At 55.7% G+C, this 18,749-nt stretch carries 15 protein-coding genes; 5 read left to right on the forward strand and 10 right to left on the reverse strand.

Annotated elements, in window-relative coordinates; all coding sequences use genetic code 11:
- The first annotated feature begins 6 nt into the window (after positions 1-6).
- Genes AC4FIC_RS05885 through AC4FIC_RS05905 form a run of 5 tightly spaced genes read left to right on the forward strand, consistent with a single transcriptional unit; the run spans position 7 to position 5,650 of the window.
- Positions 7-918: a DUF58 domain-containing protein gene (locus AC4FIC_RS05885; RefSeq protein WP_100256454.1), complete on the forward strand. Its 912-nt coding sequence runs from the start codon at positions 7-9 to the stop codon at positions 916-918.
- On the forward strand, positions 900-1,370 hold the full coding sequence (locus AC4FIC_RS05890; protein WP_145980235.1) for a DUF4381 family protein: 471 nt from the start codon (positions 900-902) through the stop codon (positions 1,368-1,370). Before AC4FIC_RS05885 ends, AC4FIC_RS05890 begins: the two co-directional genes overlap by 19 nt.
- The gene (locus AC4FIC_RS05895) at positions 1,367-2,344 is read left to right on the forward strand and encodes a VWA domain-containing protein (RefSeq protein ID WP_100256452.1); all 978 of its coding nucleotides are present in this window, start codon (positions 1,367-1,369) and stop codon (positions 2,342-2,344) included. Before AC4FIC_RS05890 ends, AC4FIC_RS05895 begins: the two co-directional genes overlap by 4 nt.
- Positions 2,331-4,016 carry a VWA domain-containing protein gene (locus AC4FIC_RS05900; protein WP_476194882.1) on the forward strand — a complete coding sequence of 562 codons (1,686 nt, stop codon included), beginning with the start codon at positions 2,331-2,333 and terminating at the stop codon, positions 4,014-4,016. The genes AC4FIC_RS05895 and AC4FIC_RS05900 overlap by 14 nt, the downstream gene beginning before the upstream one ends.
- Entirely contained in the window at positions 4,010-5,650 is a 1,641-nt protein-coding gene (locus AC4FIC_RS05905) for a BatD family protein (RefSeq protein ID WP_100256450.1), read from the forward strand. Before AC4FIC_RS05900 ends, AC4FIC_RS05905 begins: the two co-directional genes overlap by 7 nt.
- Before the next feature lie 78 nt (positions 5,651-5,728).
- On the opposite strand, the gene rlmB is transcribed toward AC4FIC_RS05905, so the two are convergent.
- The 10 genes from rlmB to mutL all read right to left on the reverse strand — a co-directional run bounded on the left by rlmB (position 5,729) and on the right by mutL (position 18,744).
- Complete coding sequence (rlmB, locus tag AC4FIC_RS05910) at positions 5,729-6,499, reverse strand: 23S rRNA (guanosine(2251)-2'-O)-methyltransferase RlmB (protein WP_100256449.1); 771 nt, start codon at positions 6,497-6,499, stop codon at positions 5,729-5,731.
- Positions 6,500-6,643: 144 nt separating this feature from the next.
- Entirely contained in the window at positions 6,644-9,052 is a 2,409-nt protein-coding gene (gene rnr / locus AC4FIC_RS05915; protein WP_273285839.1) for a ribonuclease R, read from the reverse strand.
- Between the two features lie 143 nt (positions 9,053-9,195).
- Entirely contained in the window at positions 9,196-10,488 is a 1,293-nt protein-coding gene (locus AC4FIC_RS05920; protein WP_100256447.1) for an adenylosuccinate synthase, read from the reverse strand.
- A gap of 1 nt (position 10,489) precedes the next feature.
- Positions 10,490-11,686: an ATP phosphoribosyltransferase regulatory subunit gene (locus AC4FIC_RS05925; RefSeq protein ID WP_100256446.1), complete on the reverse strand. Its 1,197-nt coding sequence runs from the start codon at positions 11,684-11,686 to the stop codon at positions 10,490-10,492.
- A gap of 105 nt (positions 11,687-11,791) precedes the next feature.
- Entirely contained in the window at positions 11,792-12,724 is a 933-nt protein-coding gene (gene hflC / locus AC4FIC_RS05930) for a protease modulator HflC (protein WP_100256445.1), read from the reverse strand.
- 12 nt (positions 12,725-12,736) lie between these two features.
- Positions 12,737-13,921, reverse strand: a complete 1,185-nt coding sequence (hflK, locus tag AC4FIC_RS05935; RefSeq protein ID WP_100256444.1) for an FtsH protease activity modulator HflK — start codon at positions 13,919-13,921, stop codon at positions 12,737-12,739.
- Between the two features lie 44 nt (positions 13,922-13,965).
- Complete coding sequence (hflX, locus tag AC4FIC_RS05940; RefSeq protein ID WP_100256443.1) at positions 13,966-15,279, reverse strand: ribosome rescue GTPase HflX; 1,314 nt, start codon at positions 15,277-15,279, stop codon at positions 13,966-13,968.
- A gap of 56 nt (positions 15,280-15,335) precedes the next feature.
- The gene (hfq, locus tag AC4FIC_RS05945) at positions 15,336-15,581 is read right to left on the reverse strand and encodes an RNA chaperone Hfq (RefSeq protein WP_100256442.1); all 246 of its coding nucleotides are present in this window, start codon (positions 15,579-15,581) and stop codon (positions 15,336-15,338) included.
- Positions 15,582-15,924: 343 nt separating this feature from the next.
- The gene (miaA, locus tag AC4FIC_RS05950; protein WP_100256441.1) at positions 15,925-16,890 is read right to left on the reverse strand and encodes a tRNA (adenosine(37)-N6)-dimethylallyltransferase MiaA; all 966 of its coding nucleotides are present in this window, start codon (positions 16,888-16,890) and stop codon (positions 15,925-15,927) included.
- A complete protein-coding gene (gene mutL, locus AC4FIC_RS05955; protein ID WP_227003761.1) occupies positions 16,891-18,744 on the reverse strand; it encodes a DNA mismatch repair endonuclease MutL in 1,854 nt (617 codons plus the stop codon). It lies immediately after the preceding gene.
- Positions 18,745-18,749: the final 5 nt, after the last annotated feature.

Below are 18,749 nucleotides of genomic sequence, written 5' to 3' on the forward strand. Positions count from 1 at the left end.
GCTAGGATGCAGACTGAATTCCCCGTTTTGGGCGCAACCGTGCAGCTCGATGAACTGTTGAAGTTGCAAACTCTGGCACTGGATCTCCGCCGCTTAACGCCGCCGCGCAGCCGTGCTCAGCGCATTGGCGAACAGCGTTCTGTCTATCGCGGTCAGGGCCGTGAGTTTATCGAGATGAAGCATTATCAGTCCGGCGACGATGTGCGCCAAATCGATTGGCGTCAAACTGCCAAGAAGCAACTGCCCTTTGTCCGAGTTATGGAAGAAGATCGCCACAGCGAGCACACCATCTGGCTCGACCTCAGCAGTAGCAGCTATTTTGGCACTCAGGGCTGTTTTAAATCGGTTATGGCCTGCCATTGGGCCGCCTTCCTGATCTGGCGTTTTCTGCAACTGAAGCATCCACTGCGCCTGTTCGTGCGCGTCGGCGCCGACTGGCAACAAGAGCTGCGCGTCAGTGCCCAAAAGGACGGCGCTCGGGCCTGTCAGCTCTTGGTCGAGGCCCATGCCTATCTGGCTGGTCAGTTCCGCACGCTCGAGCCGGCACCGGCGGTGTCGCTGGCGCATTGGAAAAACCGCCCCAACCTCTGGTTTATTGCCGACTTCTTGCAGCAAGATATCGCCCAACTGGCGCAGCAGATCCCGGTGCAGGCGATCAGCTCGCTCACCCTACTGCAGGTATTGGATCCATTCGACTGCCAGCTGCCGTCGGCCGGCCTACTGCCGGTTAAAAACCCCAACCAGAGTGGTTGGATCGCCAGCTCCGATGGCCGCCTACAGCAGCAGTACAAAGACCATTTTAAGGCCCACAATGACGCCTTGGAGCGCTTCGTCTGGCAGGCCAATGGCGCCCTGTTCAGCCACCGTAATAATCAATTCCACTGGAGCGAGGTGCAGTCTTGGCCTCTGTATCACTGATGCCCGAAGAAAACCCCGCTGTGCAGCAGCTGCTCGCCCAACTGGCCGGCAATGTTTTGCCCACCGAGCCATCCATCTGGCCCATCGCATTGGGCTACTGGCTGGTCTTAGGCGCCGTGCTCATTACCACAGCGGCACTGCTCTATTGGTGGCGCCTGGGTCGCGATTGGCGCCGGGTGTCGCGCCAGCGCAAACGCATTCAGGGCCAAACTGACGCCGATCGGCAGTTGCTGCAGCTGCACCAACTGTTGCGTTGGGTGCTGATCAACAAGCTCGGCGCCGACAAGGGGTTAACCGATCGCGCCTTCGCAGAGCGGGTTACCTCGAGCCTGGCAACCCTGCCCCCGAGTTGGTTAAACGGCCACTATCGGGCCGAACCGGCGGTCCACCCGATTGATTGGGCCGAGGTTCAGCGTTTACTCAAGGCCTGGCGCAAGGAGGCACACCGATGAATTTTGCCTGGCCTTGGCTGGCCTTAATCTTGCCGCTGTTCTGGCTGCTGCCGCGGAGTCGCACATCGGCCAGCGCCGAGGCCTTGGAGCATCCCTATTTAATGAGCTTGAGCCAGCAACAACCGCCTGGCCGACAACGCGTAACGCGGGCCGGGTGGCTGCTGCAAGTGGCCTGGGTCCTGTTGGTGGTGGCGCTGATACGGCCGCAATGGGTCGGGGAGCCAGTCAGCAACGTGATCGCCGGACGCAGCATCTTCTTGGCCGTCGATCTCTCTGGCAGCATGCTGGAGCCCGATATGACCTGGAACGGGCGGGCCATCGAGCGCTATCAGGCGGTCCAGGCGGTCGTCGGCCAATTCGTCGAACAGCGCCGGCAGGATTTTATCGGCCTGGTAGTGTTTGGCAGCTTTGCCGACATCCAAGCCCCCTTGACCCCAGATGTCCAAGCCGTGAGCGCCATTCTCAGAGATCTTCGCCCGGGCATGGCCGGCGACAGCACGGCGATTGGCGATGGTCTGGCGCTGGCGGTAAAACAACTGCGCCTGTCCGAATCCCCGGACAAGGTGATTATCCTGCTCTCCGATGGTGAGAACAAGACCGGCGATGTCACCCCAGAACAGGCCACCACCATCGCCCAGCAGAGCGACATTAAGGTTTACACCATCGGCTTTGGCGGCGATCGACCAACCAGCTTCTTGGGGATGCTCAGAGGCGGTGGCAATGAGATCGATGAACAGACGCTCAAAACCATCGCCGAACAAACTCAGGGCCGTTATTTCCGGGCCACTAGCACCCAAGACTTGGCACAGGTGTTTCGCACCATCGACAATTTGGAAACCAGTGATCGGGATGACCGCGACGTGCGACTGGTGATCGAGTATTACTGGTTGCCATTGCTGGCCAGTTTTGGGCTAATTGTGTTGGCTGCCAGCCTGCCTTGGCGCCGAGGAGCGAGAACCGATGATCTGGCTTAGACCCTACCTACTGTTGCTCTTGCTACTCTGGCTTCCCCTGGCCTATCGGCTGATTCGCAACGGGCGACACCAAAGCGCTTGGCAACGACTGATCGACCCGACCCTTTATGCGGCCCTGGCCGGCCAGGTTAGTGCGCGCCGGCGGATGCGCTCCTGGCTGGTACCGATACTCGGCGTGCTGATTATTCTCGCCTTAGCGGGACCGGCCCAACCTACCAACAGCGCCCAATCAGTCACTCAGGGCAATCTCTACGTGGTACTCGACAACAGCCTATCGATGGCCGGCACCGACCTGCTACCCAATCGTCTGACCCGAGCCAAGCGGATGATCGCCGACTGGGCCGGCAGTGGCCTGTTCGATAAGACCAGTGTGATTGTCTATTCGGCCTCAGCCCACCTGCTGACTCCCCTAACCCAGGATGTGGCTACCCTAGGCACCCAGTTGGCCGCACTGACGCCCTTTTTAATGCCCGAGTTTGGCAATAACGCCGAACAGGCCTTTGCCCTACTAGCCGACCAGTTGGCCAGCGGGGACGGGCCTGCGGCTCATGTCCTCTGGCTCACCGACGATATCGCCGCCAACAAGGTGAACGCCATTCGGCAAGCACTGCCCAAGGCCCAATCCTGGACGGTGGTCGCGGTCGGTACCGCGGCCGGCAGCCCTATCCCCTTGCCCAATGAGCAGGGTTATCTCTCGGATAACGATCAGTTGGTGGTGGTCTCTACCCAGATCGGCGACCTGTTACAACGAGCAGCCGGGCTGGGCTTTAGCGCCGCCGAAATGGGTAGCCAGCCCAGCCTGCGCTTGTTGGGCGAGCAATCCGTTAATGTTGCCGAGCAAATGGCCGTGGAGGATCTGGGTTATTGGCTATTGCTGCCCATTGCCCTGCTCTTGCTCTGGGTTAATCGCCAGGCCTCCCTGTCAAGCGCGGGTGTCCTGATGCTGGTGCTGCTCAGTGGTGCTCCGAACGAGGCCCTGGCCGTGGATCTATTGCATAACCGCAATCAACAGGCCTATCAGGCCCTGGTGCGGCAAGATCCTGAGTTGGCACTGCAGCTTGCTAAGGACCCGGCCTTGAGGGCCGAGGCGCAGTATCAGAGCGGTCAGTTTGAGCTTGCGGCCGACACATTTTTGAGCCTGGCGACACCAGCGGCACTGTTTAACGCCGGCAATGCCCTGGCCAATGCCGGCAAACTGGAAGCGGCGATCCAGGCCTATCAACAGAGCCTGGACAGGGCTCCGAATCCGGCGGCAGAAAAAAATAAGGCCCTGATCGAAGCCTTTCTGCAGCAACAAGAGCAACAGGAACAACAGGAACAACAGGACTCGCAATCCGGAGAACCAGAATCCGATGCACCGTCTGAGTCAAACCAACAGCCTAACGACGGCGAGCCGGATCAACCCGGGGACCAGGACGGCAACCCGACCGAGGCACCCGAGTCGAGCGAAACGAGCCAGGCAGCGCAAGAGCAGGCAGCACAAGAGGCGGCCGATCAAGCCGCCGAGCAGGCAGCGGCGGGCGAGGAGAAAAGTGCCGAGCAACTCAGGGCGGATCAGGAGGTGCAGGCGGTGCTCAATCAATTGCAGGCCCCTGCTGGCTCGCTGTTGCAACAAAAATTCAGATATCAATTTCAACAAAACCCTATCGAACCGGATGGCACTCTATGGTAACTGCGTGGCGCCTTGGCGCTCTGATCACAATGTTTTTGGTTGTCGGCCTGGCCGAAGCGGCGGTAAGCGCGCAGGTCGATCGTACCGAGCTTTATAATGACGAATCATTGGTACTGACGGTCACCGTCTCCCCTGCCGCCGAGTTAAACTCGACCGACTTAGCGGCGCTGGCGAGTTTGTTTTCGATCGAACAACGGGTCCAGCAGCAGTCTAGTCAAAACATCAATGGCCGCGCTCGTTCGCGGGTCGATTATCAATTTCGACTCTCCAGTAAGGCCCGTGGCGTGGTTGCGATCCCCAGCATCCGAGCCGGTGACGAGCAGAGCGAGCCGATCTTTGTTACCGTGCTCGATGCGCGCCAGCGCGGCGACTCCTTAGCAGAGGATGCCGTGCAATTCACCGGTCGTCTGAGTAACAACCGCCCCTATGTCGATCAAGCCTTTGAAATAGTCCTGGAGTTTGCCTATAAGATCCAGGTCAAGGGCGCGATCGAAACGATCGATTTGGACAGCTTTGAAACGCGGCTCGTGAAGGAGGAAAACACCAATACCACCCGCAACGGTCAGACCTATAACCTCTATCGTCAAGTATTGGAACTGACGCCGAAAAATCCGGGCGCGGTCAAGATACCGACCATCGTGTTTAACGGCGAGTACCCCGATTCGGCCCAAGGTCGCTACGTCCGCTTTAGCCGCACGGTCGATCTTGAGCCGATTGAGATTCGCGCGATCCCAGCCAGCTTCCCGTCCGATGCCTATTGGCTGCCCGCGACCGAAATACGGCTGAGCGACAATCTCGATACCGGTCAGCCTATGGATACGAACAGCCACCTCGACTGGCAGATCTCTACCCAAACCCAGGGTTTGGCCGCCAGCCGGCTGCCCGACCCCTTAGCGACGATCAGCGCCTCGTTAGACAGTCGTCTGAGGCTGTATCGTAACGAAGCCACCTTCAGCGACAACCAGCGCCTAGATTCTGCGGCCTTGACCATCGACACGCCGGGTACCTATCGCATCCCCGCCATCCGCATTCCATGGTGGAATACCGATACCGACACGCTGGCATGGGCCGAGCTTCCGGAGCGCACTATCAGGGTAGTGGCGACCACCCAGGTCAGCCCGAAAGGGACCGGACAAGCTCCGGGCGCCGAGCCGCTATTGAGCCCTGAGAGTCGGTCAACCGAGCAGCCCGAACTTGCCCCGTTTGGACCCAATTACTGGCTTTACGCCACGCTTCTGGCGGGCCTTGGGTGGTTGCTCACGTTAGGGCTGTGGTGGCGCCAGGTAAGAACTGTAACGACGGCACGCAGCACGGACGTCCTAACACCTGGCGCGGTCTCGCCCAATTGGGCAGTAGCCCAACGTTTGGCAAAGGCCTCGGACTATTCCGGCCTCTATCAATGTCTGCTGCGATTGACCGGGGCAGGCAATGACCCCCTAACGGTAGTAAAAGCCCGCTTGGATCAGTCAACACGACAAAGTTTTGAAGATCTGGAACGATCGCTTTTTAGCGACCAAGCGACACCTCCGAGCGCCTCAGCCATGACCGCATTGGTGCAAGCCTTGGAGCGCCTGATCGGTCGAACAGGCTCGGCGCGCGCACCCGATGAGGCACTGCGGCTTTATCCGAACTGAGCTGGGTAATATTTAAGACAGAGATATGGGCTACCGCTGACCGGTGCCCAAAAGCAGAAAGGGGATCCAGAGACGCCCCTATGGTGCGGCAGCGCTCAAACGCTGGCGTACTGCTTCAAACAGACATACACCGGCGGCAACGGAGACATTGAGGCTGCTGACCTGACCGGCCATCGGTAGGTAAACTAGACCATCACAGGTTTCTCGGGTCAGGCGGCGCAAGCCACTGCCTTCGGCCCCCATAACCAGTGCGATCGGGCCCGTTAACGGCGTTTGGTAGACCGAACTCTTGGCCTCGCCGGCCGTGCCATAGATCCAGATCCCCCGACTCTTCAGCGCCTCGAGCGTGCGCGCCAAGTTGGTCACCGCGAAGAAGGGCACCGTATCGGTAGCGCCACTGGCCACTTTGACCGCGGCAGGGGTCAGGCTAGCCGACTTGTCCTTCGGCACGATCAAACCGTGCGCACCGGCGGCGTCACAGGACCGCAGACAGGCGCCGATGTTATGCGGATCGGTAACCCCATCGAGAATTAGCAACAGCGGCGGGACCGTCAGCGCGTCGAGCATTTCCTCCAGATCGGCCTCTTTGAGTACCGGTGCCGCCAGAGTCTGTACTAAAACGCCCTGATGGCGGCCTTCCATCAGCTCATGCTTGTGCAGAATACGATCAAAGTCTTCCCGGTTCACCAGGCGAAACTTGACGTCCTGAGCTCGCACCAAATCGAGCAGTCGATTCATACGATTATCTTGGCGGCCCTTGAGCAGTACCACCTCTTTGATCCGTTCCGGGTGCGTTTCCACGGCGCTTTGTGCAGCGTGTAAACCAAAGACCCACATGGAATCCGTCATTGTTAGATTTCTCCGAAATTTGCTAAGCAGGCGATAGGGGCGGGTATTATTCTGGGCGTCCGTGTCTAAACTAACGGGCGCGCCTGCTGAACAGGCGCACCTTGTCGGGATCGGCCGATCTCAGAACGATCGAGGACCGTTCGATTAACGCTTACGGCCGCCGCTACGGCTGCCACTGCGCTTCTTCGGCTTGCCATCTGTACTGGCTTTATTACCCTGATCGGACCCATCGGTCGAACTCTCTTGACGTTTCGCCGGCTTGCGCTGAGTGCTGCCCTTACGACCCCGATCGGGTTTGGTCACGCCACCTTCGGCCAGTTCGAAATCGATCTTACGATCGTCCAAGCTGACGCGAACCACGCGGATTTGCAGCTTATCGCCTAGGCTATAGACGATACGGGTGCGGTCGCCGACCAAGCGATGCGCGCTTTGCTCGTACTGGTAATAATCCGATTGCAGGCTGGAAATGTGCACCAAGCCATCAACGTAGATATCGTCCAACTGAACAAAGAGACCAAAATTGGTCACCGCCGACACGGTGCCACTGAATTCTGAGCCTATATGATCGTTCATATATTCACATTTCAACCAAGTGACCACATCACGAGTGGCTTCATCGGCGCGTCGTTCGGCCATCGAGCAATGTTCACCCAGCTCGAGCATCTGCTTGACGTCATACGGATAGATATCCGCTGTCGCCATCAGCTCGGCTTCTTTGACCCGAGTCACTAAGGCGGTGCGCTTTTTACTGCGAATCACCGAACGGATCGCACGATGCACGAGCAAATCTGGATAGCGTCGAATCGGCGAGGTGAAGTGAGCATAGCGATCAAAGGACAAACCAAAGTGGCCCAGGTTTTCCATCTGATACACAGCCTGTGCCATTGAGCGCAGCATAACCGTTTGCAACAGTTCAAAGTCTTCACGACCACGAATCTGGTGCAGTAGCTTCTGGTAATCGGCGGCCTTTGGCTTCATGCCGCCGGTTACGCCTAGGCCATGTTCGCCCATATATTCACGCAGATTCTGCAAGCGCTCTGGCGACGGCGTATCGTGCACGCGATAGAGGCACGGAATTTCCATCGTTTCAATCAGGGTTGCAGCGCAGACGTTGGCCGCCAACATGCATTCTTCGATCAGGCGATGCGCGTCGTTACGCGAGGTTGCCACGATGCGGTCAATCTTCTGTTCATCATTGAAGACAATGCGCGTTTCGCGGGTTTCAAATTCGATCGCACCGCGGATTGAGCGAGCAATACCGAAGCCCTTATAGACAGCATAGAGCGCATCGATATTTTTCTCGACATTAACACCATACTCGGCCACCAAGGCGGCACGATGACTCGGTTCACTCTTGTCGAGCACCTCGGCCACCCGAGTATAGGTCAGACGGGCATGCGAATAGATAATGCCTTCCATAAAGCGAAAATGGTCGACCACGCCCAATGCGCTGACTTCCATCTCACAAACCAACGCCAAACGATCGGTTTGCGGATTGAGCGAACAGAGACCATTGGACAGTACTTCCGGTAACATTGGGATAACCCGTTCCGGAAAGTAGACTGAGGTGCCGCGATTGCGCGCTTCCACATCGAGCGGGCTGTGCACGGCAACATAGTGCGACACGTCCGCGATCGCGACATAAAGGCGTGTTCCGCCGTTCTTCATCGCCTGAGCAAATACCGCGTCATCGAAATCACGCGCATCTTCACCGTCGATCGTGACGAAGGCCTTGTCGCGCAGATCGACCCGATTGACCTTGTCGCCTTCCTTGACCTCGGTACCGAAATCGACGATCTGGACTTCGACATCTTGCGGCCATTCGTGCGGAATGTCATAGGTTTGCATGGCGATGTCGATTTCCATGCCGGGCGCCATATGAGCACCCAGAACGTTTTTGACCCGACCAATAGGTTGTTTACGAAATTCAGGTTGTTCGACGATCTCAACCAACACGATGTCGCCATCTTTAGCGTCGGCAACATCTTTGGCTGGGATCAGAACATTTTGGCTAATACGCTTGTTTTCGGGGGTTACGAAACCAAAGTCGCCTTCCCAGCGGAACCGACCAACCAACTCGGGCGTACGACGTTCAATCACCTCAGTGATGATCGCCTCAACTCGGCCACGTTGATCTTTATCGCCTTTGCGGGCTAATACGATGTCGCCATCAAAACAACAACGCATCTGGCGGTTATTGAGCACAAAATCATCACCGCCTTGTTCCGGGATTAGAAAGCCAAAGCCATCGCGATGGCCTTGTACACGTCCGCGGATCAGATCCATTTTGTCGATTAGGCCGAAGGCACCACTGCGTGAACAGAGTAATTGGCCATCTCGGACCATGGCCAGCAAACGCCGGCGCAGAGCTTCAACATCGTCTTCAGTTACTAGGGACAATTCAAAACACAATTCAGGATGGCTTGCGGGCCCTTTGCGTTGGGCAAGGTGCTCACCAATAAATTCACGACTGGGAATTGGGTTATCGTATTTTTCCGCCTCACGTTCTAGGTGAGGGTCTAAAGTTGAGTTATTTTTTTTCACAATATCCATATTTCATTGTTATTTTAGAAAAATTAGTATAACGGGAGATGGACTCAATTTGTAGGAAAGACTTCATCGGAAGGAAAACGAGAACGCAGCTGCACTGTGCAACTGCGTTCTTTTAGCGACCTATCCCGCGCTAGTGTGGTGTCTCAGAGTTCGAAGGAGTGCTTTAACACGATGGTTTCAACTCGATCGGGTCCAGTGGACACTATATCGATTCGGGCGCCGATAGCCTTTTCGATGTATTCGATGTAGGCACGGGCATTCTTCGGTAAATCAGCCAGTGACTTAGCACCTACGGTGGAATCATGCCAACCGGGCAGGTCGACGTAGACGGGTGTTACGGTATCAAAGGCTTCGGATGACGCCGGCCAAGCCACTGCCTGTCCCGCCTCATCCTGATAACCGACACAGACCTTGACGATATCCAGACCATCGAGCACGTCGAGTTTGGTCAGGCAGATGGCATTGATCGAGTTAATCCGGATACTGTGCTTGACCAATACTGCATCAAACCAGCCACAACGTCGAGCCCGGCCGGTAGTAGTACCCACTTCTTGGCCCTTTTCGGCCAGGTATTTGCCGTTGTCGTCAAACAGTTCAGTCGGGAATGGACCGGCACCGACTCGAGTGGTGTAGGCCTTGGTGATGCCCATGATCTGATCCAGATACAGCGGACCGACACCGGAACCGGTGGCGACACCGCCGGCCGTGGTATTAGACGAGGTCACATAGGGATAGGTACCGTGGTCGATATCGAGTAACGAGCCTTGGGCGCCTTCGAACATGATGTTACCACTGCGCTCGCGAATCTCGTGCACCAAGCTGACCGTATCGGTGGTGATATCTAGGATACTTTTAGCGTCGGCGATAACCTCCGCGATGCACTGATCGACATCTACTGTTTCGGCACCGTAGTATTCTTTGAGCATAAAGTTGTGGTAATTCAGCACTTCGGTCAACTTTTCCTTGAAGCCGGCCTGGAACACATCTCCCAGGCGGACCCCGCGACGGCTGACCTTGTCTTCATAGGCCGGCCCGATGCCACGCCCGGTGGTACCGATTTTCTTAATGCCACGCTTGGCCTCACGCGCCTGATCTAGGGCAACGTGGACCGGTAAAATTAGTGGGCAACCCTGAGAAACACGCAGACGCTCGCGCACGGGCACCCCTTTCTCTTCCAGCATGGCCATTTCACGTTGCAAGGCGGTGATGGACAAAACCACGCCGTTGCCGATGACGCAGGTCACACCTGGGCGCATTACACCAGACGGAATCAGATGTAATGCGGTTTTTTTACCGTCAATTACAATGGTGTGACCGGCATTGTGGCCACCCTGGAATCGGACCACTGCATCTGCGTTTTCGGTCAACAGGTCAACAATCTTGCCTTTGCCTTCATCACCCCATTGGGTGCCCAGTACGACTACATTCTTACCCATTTTAAACTTGTCCGTTTTGAGAAATCAGTTGAATATGCCATTGGCCATTGTCCTGCACCAATACCCGATCACAACCCAGCTCGTCGCTCTCGGGTTGTTCGCTAAATAATTGAATAATCCGTTCACCCTGAGCCCGCAAGCTTCGAATAACCCCAGCCAATGCCGGATCATTGCTCGCAGGTGCCAAGATACCAGGCGTTTCAGCCCAATCACTGACCACTAGGGTGGCCAGTATTTTTAGATCACTGGAGAAGCCGGTAGCCGGTCGAGAACGTCCGAACACTTCACCGGTATGATCATAGCGCCCACCACGCGCCACTGGCTGGCCAAAGCCAGGCACAAAGGCGGAGAAAACCAGGCCGGTATGATAGTTAAAATTTCGTAATTCGGCCAAATCAAAATGAATTCGGACCTCGGGAAATGCCTGCCGGATCGCCAGGGCAATCGATTTAAGGGTCTGCAATGCTGCCAAAACAGCCTTAGGAGCCTCGGCAAACTCCTCCACCCAAAGTTCCAGATCGTCCAATGAGCCGGCCATGGCCGGTAATTTCAGGAAAATCGCCTTATGCTCCTCGGCCATATCAACCGCGGCAAGCCATTGCTGGAGCTCTGGCAAGGCGCGCAGACGCAATAGGCCGTAGAGTTCGGTCTGCTGACTGGCACTCAACTCGGTCTCGGCGACCAAAGCATGATAGATACCAACGTGACCCAGATCGACCGTTATCTGTTTCAGACCGGCGCTCTGAAGTGAACTTAACATTAGGGACACAATTTCAACTTCGCTATCCAAGCCCGAATAGCCATACAATTCAGCGCCAATTTGCATCGGACTGCGCGATGATAGCAGGTGGGTCGCCTTGGTATGCAGCACCTCACCACAATAGCAGTAGCGCGCGACACCGATTTTGGGGATCGAATGGGCGTCCATGCGCGCGACCTGTTGGGTCCGGTCAGCGCTAATGCCCATCAAGCGGCCTGAGCGCTGGTCGGTAATCTTAAAGGTCAACAGATCGAGGTCGTGGCCGACCCCGGTCAAGAGGGACTCCAAATATTCCGCCGAGGGCGGTTGCAGCAGATCATAGCCCCACACCCGATACTCATCGAGTAGGGCGCGGCGTAAAGCTTCGATACGGGCGGCCTGCGGCGGCAGAATCTCTTCTATGCCGTCCGGTAAAAGCCAGCGTTCTGAAATGGTCATTCGATCTGAAATCCCGTAATGTCACAAATTTAGGCACAAAAAAACCGGGCATCTGCCCGGTTGCAAGATTATACAGAGACTTAGGGCTTTCGCCCAGTCATATCGTTAGGGTTTTCCGTTCTGATTATTCAAGTAACGGAAGAAGTCGCTATCCGGCTCCAGCACCAGCATATCACCCGTCGAGTTGAAGGCATTGCGATAGGCCCTCAAACTGCGGTGAAAGGCATAGAACTCAGAATCGACCGAATAGGCGCTGGTATAAATTTTCGCCGCATCGGCATCACCAGCACCGCGAATCTGTTCAGACTCTCGGAACGCGTTGGCGATGGTAATGGTTCGCTCTTGATCGGCATTGGCCTGAATAATTTCTGCCTGACGCTGACCTTCGGAACGGAATTTTCGCGCTTCCTGATCCCGGTCGGAGCGCATACGACGGAATACATCGCTGGACACTTCCTGCGGCAGATCGATCGCCTTGATACGAATATCGACGACCTGAATCCCCAGTTCGGTTACGGCCACGGCATTGACCTTCTGCAAGACACGCTGCATCAGGGCATCTCGTTCACCTTCATCGCTGCGTATGTTGTTACCAGAGGACAGTATTTCACCAGTTTTCAGACCCGTGACCACTTCACGCAGAGACTTGTCACCAAAGGCGTCGCGCAGAGCCGCATTGACTCGAGAGCCAAGTACCTCGTTAGCGCGGAAGAAATCACCGCCACTGTTGGCGGTGTAGAATTTCAGTGTTTCCGTGATGCGCCATTGCACGTAGGAGTCCACTTCCAAGCTCTTCTGTTCGCTGGTAATAAAGCGTTCGGCCTGACTGTCGAGCGTAATCAAACGGTTATCGAACTTCTTGATCTGATGCACCAGTGGGATCTTAAAATGCAGACCCGGCTCAATGTCCCAAGCCGTGACTTCACCGAAATACAGCCGTATGGCCGTTTGACGCTCTTCGATGATAAACATACTGCTGCTGGCTGCCAATATCACTAGGCCGAGCACGACTACTAGTAGGCTACTTTTTGCGTTCATCTGTTCAGCCCCTTATTGGTTGCTTCTGCGGCGATCGATTTCGCGCAGAATCTGGTCGGTTAGGTTGCTGACATCGGTCTGTGACATGCTGCTCACGGCACCGGCTTTCAGGTCTGTTGCGGCGGCGCCGCTGGCCTGGCTCTGGCGCAGCTGATCGAGGGGCAGATAGATCATGTTATTGCCACCCTCCACATCTAACAACACCTTCGAACTCTTGCCATAAACCTCTTCAATAGTATCGAGGTACAAACGTTCACGCGTGATATCAGGAGCCTTTAGATACTCATTCAGCAGCGCAGTGAAACGATCCGATTCACCAGTCGCACGGGCTATCACTTCTTGCCGATAGGCTTCTGCCTCGGCCAATTGACGCTGAGCGGCACCTTGGGCGACGGGCACAATTTGGTTGGCGTAAGCTTGGGCTTCGTTGATCAGTCGCTGCTGATCTTCGCGCGCTTTGATTACGTCATCGAAGGCGTCTTGCACGGCAGTCGGCGGCGCGGCATTGGTGATCTTCAACTGACCGACCTGGATACCGACTTCATAGTTGTCCAGATACTGCTGTAAGCGATCTTTTACCAAAGCCTGGACCTGATCTCGGCCGGTGGTCAAGATCTGCTCCAAACCGGCAGAACCAACAACGTGGCGCAAAGCTGACTCGGACGCATGCGCCATGGTTGACTCTGGATCACGCACGTTAAGCACGTACAGTTTGGCATCGGCTGCGCGGTATTCCACCGTCATCGATACAGTAACGATATTCTCATCGGCCGTGAGCATCGAGGTTTTCAGGCTGTGTTCACGCACCTGAGTCACATTGACGTTTTCATTGTCGGCAATACGATCGATAAAGGGGATCATGTAGTGCAGACCGGGGGCTTCGACCCGATAAAACTCACCCAAACGCAGCACCACGGCGCGCTCGGATTCATCGACCGTGTAAAAGGCGTTGAAACCAGTGAAGAGCACCGCGATCACCGCGACGATGGCTGCTATAGCGCCAAAGCCGGCTGCTGGCGGGGTATCCGAACCGCCGTTGCCGCCTTTCTTATTGCCACCAAGCCATTTATTGAGCTTCTCGGTGATCTGTTTGATGAGGTCGTCAAGATCTGGAGGGCCATCGTTTTTATTTCGATTGCGATTACCCCAAGGGTCTTGGTCGTTCTTATTGCCACCTGGTGGTTCGTTCCACGCCATGGTCTACTCCGTCTCTATTATAGTTTTTATAACTGAAAACTCAGCTATTGCTCGAAAAATTCCTTAACCCGCGCAACACCAAAGCGTTCTTCGGTCAGGTTAAAACGTTTTAACAATTGTCTAAAGTCTTTCTTCTGCATGCGCACTTCCAGCTGAACTCGGCCGACCTCGTCATAACTTTCAGACAAGATGGCATTTTGCTCGAATAAAGCGGCACGCAAACCAGACTCGCTGGCCTCCAACACAATAGTGGTGGCGAGAATCTCATCACCCAGCAATTCGGTAATGGCCGCCAGCAATAATGAAGTGCCCTCACCACTTACGGCCGACAACCAGACTCGGACCGGTCGCCCTGCATTATCACGCTCAATAGCAGGTTGAAAATCATCGAGCAGGTCGATCTTGTTGAATACTTCCAACCGGGGTATATCAATTGACCCTATCTCAGTTAATACGGCTTCAACCTGCGCCATATTATGGTGACGATTTTCATCAGCACAATCTACGACGTGCAATAACAGATCGGCGCCGGCCGTTTCCTGCAGGGTCGCTTTAAAGGCTTCGACCAACTTATGAGGTAAGTGACGAATAAAGCCTACCGTGTCGGCCAGCACAATACCGCCCATATCAGGCACTTCAAGACGACGCAAGGTCGGATCCAGCGTGGCAAAAAGCTGATCCGCCACATAGACCGTAGCGTCTGTCAAATAATTGAAAAGAGTGGATTTACCCGCATTAGTGTATCCCACTAGGGCCACCGTTGGAGTGTTGGATCGATTTCGGGCGCGCCGGGACTGGTTGCGTTGCTTCTCAACCTTGTCGAGGCGCTTGTGAATCGTTGAGATACGGCTACGCAGTAGGCGTCGATCCGACTCCAGCTGGGTTTCACCCGGGCCACGCAGACCAATACCGCCTTTTTCTCGATCCAAGTGGGTCCAACCACGAATCAGACGCGTGCTCTGATACTCCAGCTGAGCCAATTCGACCTGCAGCTTGCCCTCGTGGGTTCGGGCACGCTGAGCGAATATATCGAGAATGAGTCCGGTCCGATCGAGCACCCGACACTCTATGGCGGCTTCGATATTACGTTCCTGTGAGGGTCGCAATGCGTGATTAAATAATACTAGGTCGGCCTCATGGTCAATCACGGCCTGCTGAATCTCTTCTAGCTTGCCAGCACCGACAAAAAATTTGGAATGAGGAACCGTCATAACACCGCGGATAAACAATGCGGTCTCGGCCCCAGCTGAGGTAACTAACTCGGAAAACTCCGCCGCGTCCTCACGCTGGTCCGACTCAGGAAAGTCAACATGAACCAATATGGCTCGGTTTCCGCCCTCTACACGTTCAAAAAGCAATCAAAACTCCGATGCCCGGCGCTGCCCGGCTAAGAGAAAAATAGTGGACCGTCCCGTTACTCGACAGTAATTACGTCATCGTCGTCTTGGGTAATCTTGACATTGCGGGCGGGGACGACCGTCGAAATGGCATGTTTGTAAACCATTTGGCTAACAGTGTTCTTCAACAAAATAACAAACTGGTCGAAGCTTTCGATCTGACCCTGCAACTTAATGCCGTTTACCAGAAAGATTGACACTGGAATGCGCTCTTTACGTAGCGCGTTTAAGAAAGGGTCTTGTAAAGACTGCCCTTTTGACATGTTCTGCTCCCTTTTTGTCAAGGATTATAATAATAGTTGGCTTGCAAACCAGCGTGCCCGGGTGCCACTAAAGCCAATGACTCCGTCACTCGGTGCCCAAAGAATGGGCCAACATCGACCAATTTATTACGCCGAAGCGCGCCATTGGCCCACAATGGAGGCTGGTTCAATAGCATTCAAAAATTCCAATTAGTAATTCTAGTTGATTTCCATCTCATTGTGGATGGCAACAGGACATTATTTACTTAATACCCCCGATATTAATAGTTAGCAAACAAGCTTGCTTGATCTCAGTTCGCCTAGATGGCCAGCCAAAATATGGTCAAATTCAACCACGGCGGCGTCACAGTTGCCCTAAGATCTGCTGGCAATAATCAACACTGCTCACTGCACTAGTGTCGAGCGCCTGCAACTCGGGCCAGCCGCGCAACCAGGTCAGCTGACGTTTGGCCAGTTGACGCGTCGCGATGATACCGCGCTCAATCATTTCATCGTAATCGATCAGGCCATCGAGGTAGTGCCACATCTGTCGATATCCGACACAGCGCATCGATGGCAGATCTAGATGCAGGTCACCTCGACTATAAAGCTCCCGGACTTCTTGCTCAAAGCCCTGTTCGAGCATCCAACGAAAGCGCTGTGCGATGCGCGCATGCAGAATGGCCCGGTCTTGCGGTATCACGCCATATTGCAGTAATCGATAAGGGAATTGCTCCGCCGCGCCGACGGCCAAATTACCCCGTCCGTCGTGGGTGCCTTCGGCCCAGAAGGCTGAAATGGGTCGGCCACTGACACGGAACACCTCCAGCGCACGCTGCACTCGCTGCGGATTCGCCAGATCGATGCGGGCGTGAGCCACCGGGTCAACCTGAGCCAATTGCGCGACGAGCCCGACCAAACCCTGGTCCGCCATCTGCTGTGCCAGTTCGCTGCGGATGCCCTGATCACCTTCCGGCAAGTCGGCCATCGGTTCGACCAATGATTTGAAATACAGCATGGTACCACCCGTCAATAGGGGTATTTTACCACGCTGACTGATCTCGGCCATTGTCGCGAGCGCAGCACGACGAAACTGCACCACCGAGTAGCTTTCAGCCGGGTCGCAAATATCGATCAAATGGTGCGGCGCGCGGACTAGGGTCTGCGCATCTGGCTTGGCCGTGCCAATATCCATGCTGCGATAGATTTGTGCCGAGTCTACCGAGATGATTTCACAGCTGCCCAGCTCTACTAGGGCAATCGCCAATTCGGTCTTGCCGGCAGCAGTCGGTCCCATTAGAAATAGAGCCGGTGGCCTATTGTCGATCATTTATCGTCCCCGCAAAAACAGCTTATCCAACTCGGTCATCGACAGCTGGGTCCAAGTCGGTCGGCCATGGTTGCATTGTCCGCTGCGTTCAGTACGTTCCATATCGCGCAGCAAGCCGTTCATCTCTGGAATGGTCAGCTTGCGGTTAGCCCGAATCGAACCGTGACAGGCCATGGTGGAGAGTATTTCATTGCGCTGGGCGAGGATGGCATCCGAGCTTTCATGGCTACTAAAGTCGGCTAGCACCGAGCGCACCAACGGCTCCACATCGGCCTGCTGCAGATAAACCGGTATTTGCCGCACTGTCAGGGCTTCCGGCCCGGAGCGTTGCAGCTCCAAGCCAAATGTTGCCAGCACCTCGGCAAACTCCTCGGCCGTATCGGCCTCACGATTGCTCACCGCCAACTTCAATGGCACCAACAAGGGCTGTGCTTGAATGCCCTGCTGATCGTATTGGTTCTTCATCCGTTCATAGGTAATGCGCTCATGGGCCGCATGCATATCAACTAGGATTAGCCCCTGTTCAGACTGGGCCAGTATAAACACGCCGTGCAGCTGGGCAATGGCAAAACCTAAGGGCGGGATGTCCACTTGGCTGGTCTGTGGCAGCGGCTGCTGTGCCTGCCAGCCGCGCTCGGTAACGAGATCGCTTGGGCGCTGCAACTGCTGATAAAAGGCGACCTGTTCGCCGGTGCTAAGGCTCGAGCTCGGCGTTGATGACATCGAATAGGGCGCAGAGCGGTCTGCCATATTCAGGCTGCGCTGACCGCCAAATTCACCGGCCTCGATACCGCTGGTAGTGGGCGTTAACTCAGGCGCAACCAGCGGCTCTGCGCCAAGTTGGGGGCGCACTTCGGCCAGGGCGCGGTGCAATTGCGAAAATAGGAAATCGTGGACCAAACGCTGATCGCGAAAGCGGACCTCGTGCTTGGTCGGGTGGACATTGACATCAACACCCAGGCTGTCGAGTTCTAGAAATAACACAAAACAGGGTTGGCGGCCGTGGAACAATACATCACGATAGGCTTGTTTGACGGCATGGGCGATCACCCGATCGCGCACCACTCTGCCGTTGACAAAGAAGTACTGCATATCGGCACTGGACCGGGAAAAGGTCGGCAACCCCACCCAGCCGGTCATCTTCAGGCCAGCCCGCTCGGTCTCGATCAGAATCGAGTTGAGCATAAAGTCAGGATTCAGCAGCGCCGCGATCCGGCGTTGCTGTTCGGTTATGGTCAGGGCCGGACGCAGCGCGTGGATGGTGCGATTGTTATGCCGCAATGAGAAACCGACGTCGAAGCGCGATAAAGCCTGGCGCTTGATGACCTCTTCCAAATGGCTGAATTCGGTCTTTTCAGTGCGTAAAAACTTGCGCCGAGCCGGAGTATTAAAGAACAGATCGCGCACCTCGACGGAGGTGCCATCGGTATGGGCGGCCGGGGTTACCTCAGTGAGCATATCCCGACCCTGGGACTGGACCTGCCAGGCATCGGCTTGGCTGGCCGGTTTACTGGTGAAGTTCAACCGCGATACGGACGCCACCGAGGCAAGGGCTTCACCCCGAAAGCCGAGCGATACCAAGGCCTCTAACTCATCGAGTGAGTAAACCTTGGATGTCGCATGACGCGCCAGCGCCAAGGACAGATCGGACTTGGCCACGCCCCGGCCATTATCCCGCACCCGGATCAACTTCAGGCCACCCTGCTCAACTTCGATATCGATCCGCGTCGCACCGGCATCGAGGCTGTTTTCAATCAGCTCCTTGACAACCGATGCCGGACGCTCGACCACCTCGCCCGCGGCGATCTGATTAGCCAAACGGGGCGATAATATTTCAATTGTGCGCTCCGCCATCAAGC

Source organism: Reinekea sp. (assembly GCF_982785585.1).

Excerpts from the sequence above, each read along its gene's own strand:
- AC4FIC_RS05885 (WP_100256454.1), top strand. The coding sequence starts at position 7 with ATGCAGACTGAATTCCCCGTTTTGGGCGCAACCGTGCAGCTCGATGAA.
- AC4FIC_RS05895 (WP_100256452.1), top strand. The coding sequence starts at position 1,367 with ATGAATTTTGCCTGGCCTTGGCTGGCCTTAATCTTGCCGCTGTTCTGG.
- AC4FIC_RS05900 (WP_476194882.1), top strand. The coding sequence starts at position 2,331 with ATGATCTGGCTTAGACCCTACCTACTGTTGCTCTTGCTACTCTGGCTT.
- AC4FIC_RS05905 (WP_100256450.1), top strand. The coding sequence starts at position 4,010 with ATGGTAACTGCGTGGCGCCTTGGCGCTCTGATCACAATGTTTTTGGTT.
- rlmB (WP_100256449.1), bottom strand. The coding sequence starts at position 6,499 with ATGACGGATTCCATGTGGGTCTTTGGTTTACACGCTGCACAAAGCGCC.
- rnr (WP_273285839.1), bottom strand. The coding sequence starts at position 9,052 with ATGGATATTGTGAAAAAAAATAACTCAACTTTAGACCCTCACCTAGAA.
- AC4FIC_RS05920 (WP_100256447.1), bottom strand. The coding sequence starts at position 10,488 with ATGGGTAAGAATGTAGTCGTACTGGGCACCCAATGGGGTGATGAAGGC.
- AC4FIC_RS05925 (WP_100256446.1), bottom strand. The coding sequence starts at position 11,686 with ATGACCATTTCAGAACGCTGGCTTTTACCGGACGGCATAGAAGAGATT.
- hflC (WP_100256445.1), bottom strand. The coding sequence starts at position 12,724 with ATGAACGCAAAAAGTAGCCTACTAGTAGTCGTGCTCGGCCTAGTGATA.
- hflK (WP_100256444.1), bottom strand. The coding sequence starts at position 13,921 with ATGGCGTGGAACGAACCACCAGGTGGCAATAAGAACGACCAAGACCCT.
- hfq (WP_100256442.1), bottom strand. The coding sequence starts at position 15,581 with ATGTCAAAAGGGCAGTCTTTACAAGACCCTTTCTTAAACGCGCTACGT.
- miaA (WP_100256441.1), bottom strand. The coding sequence starts at position 16,890 with ATGATCGACAATAGGCCACCGGCTCTATTTCTAATGGGACCGACTGCT.
- mutL (WP_227003761.1), bottom strand. The coding sequence starts at position 18,744 with ATGGCGGAGCGCACAATTGAAATATTATCGCCCCGTTTGGCTAATCAG.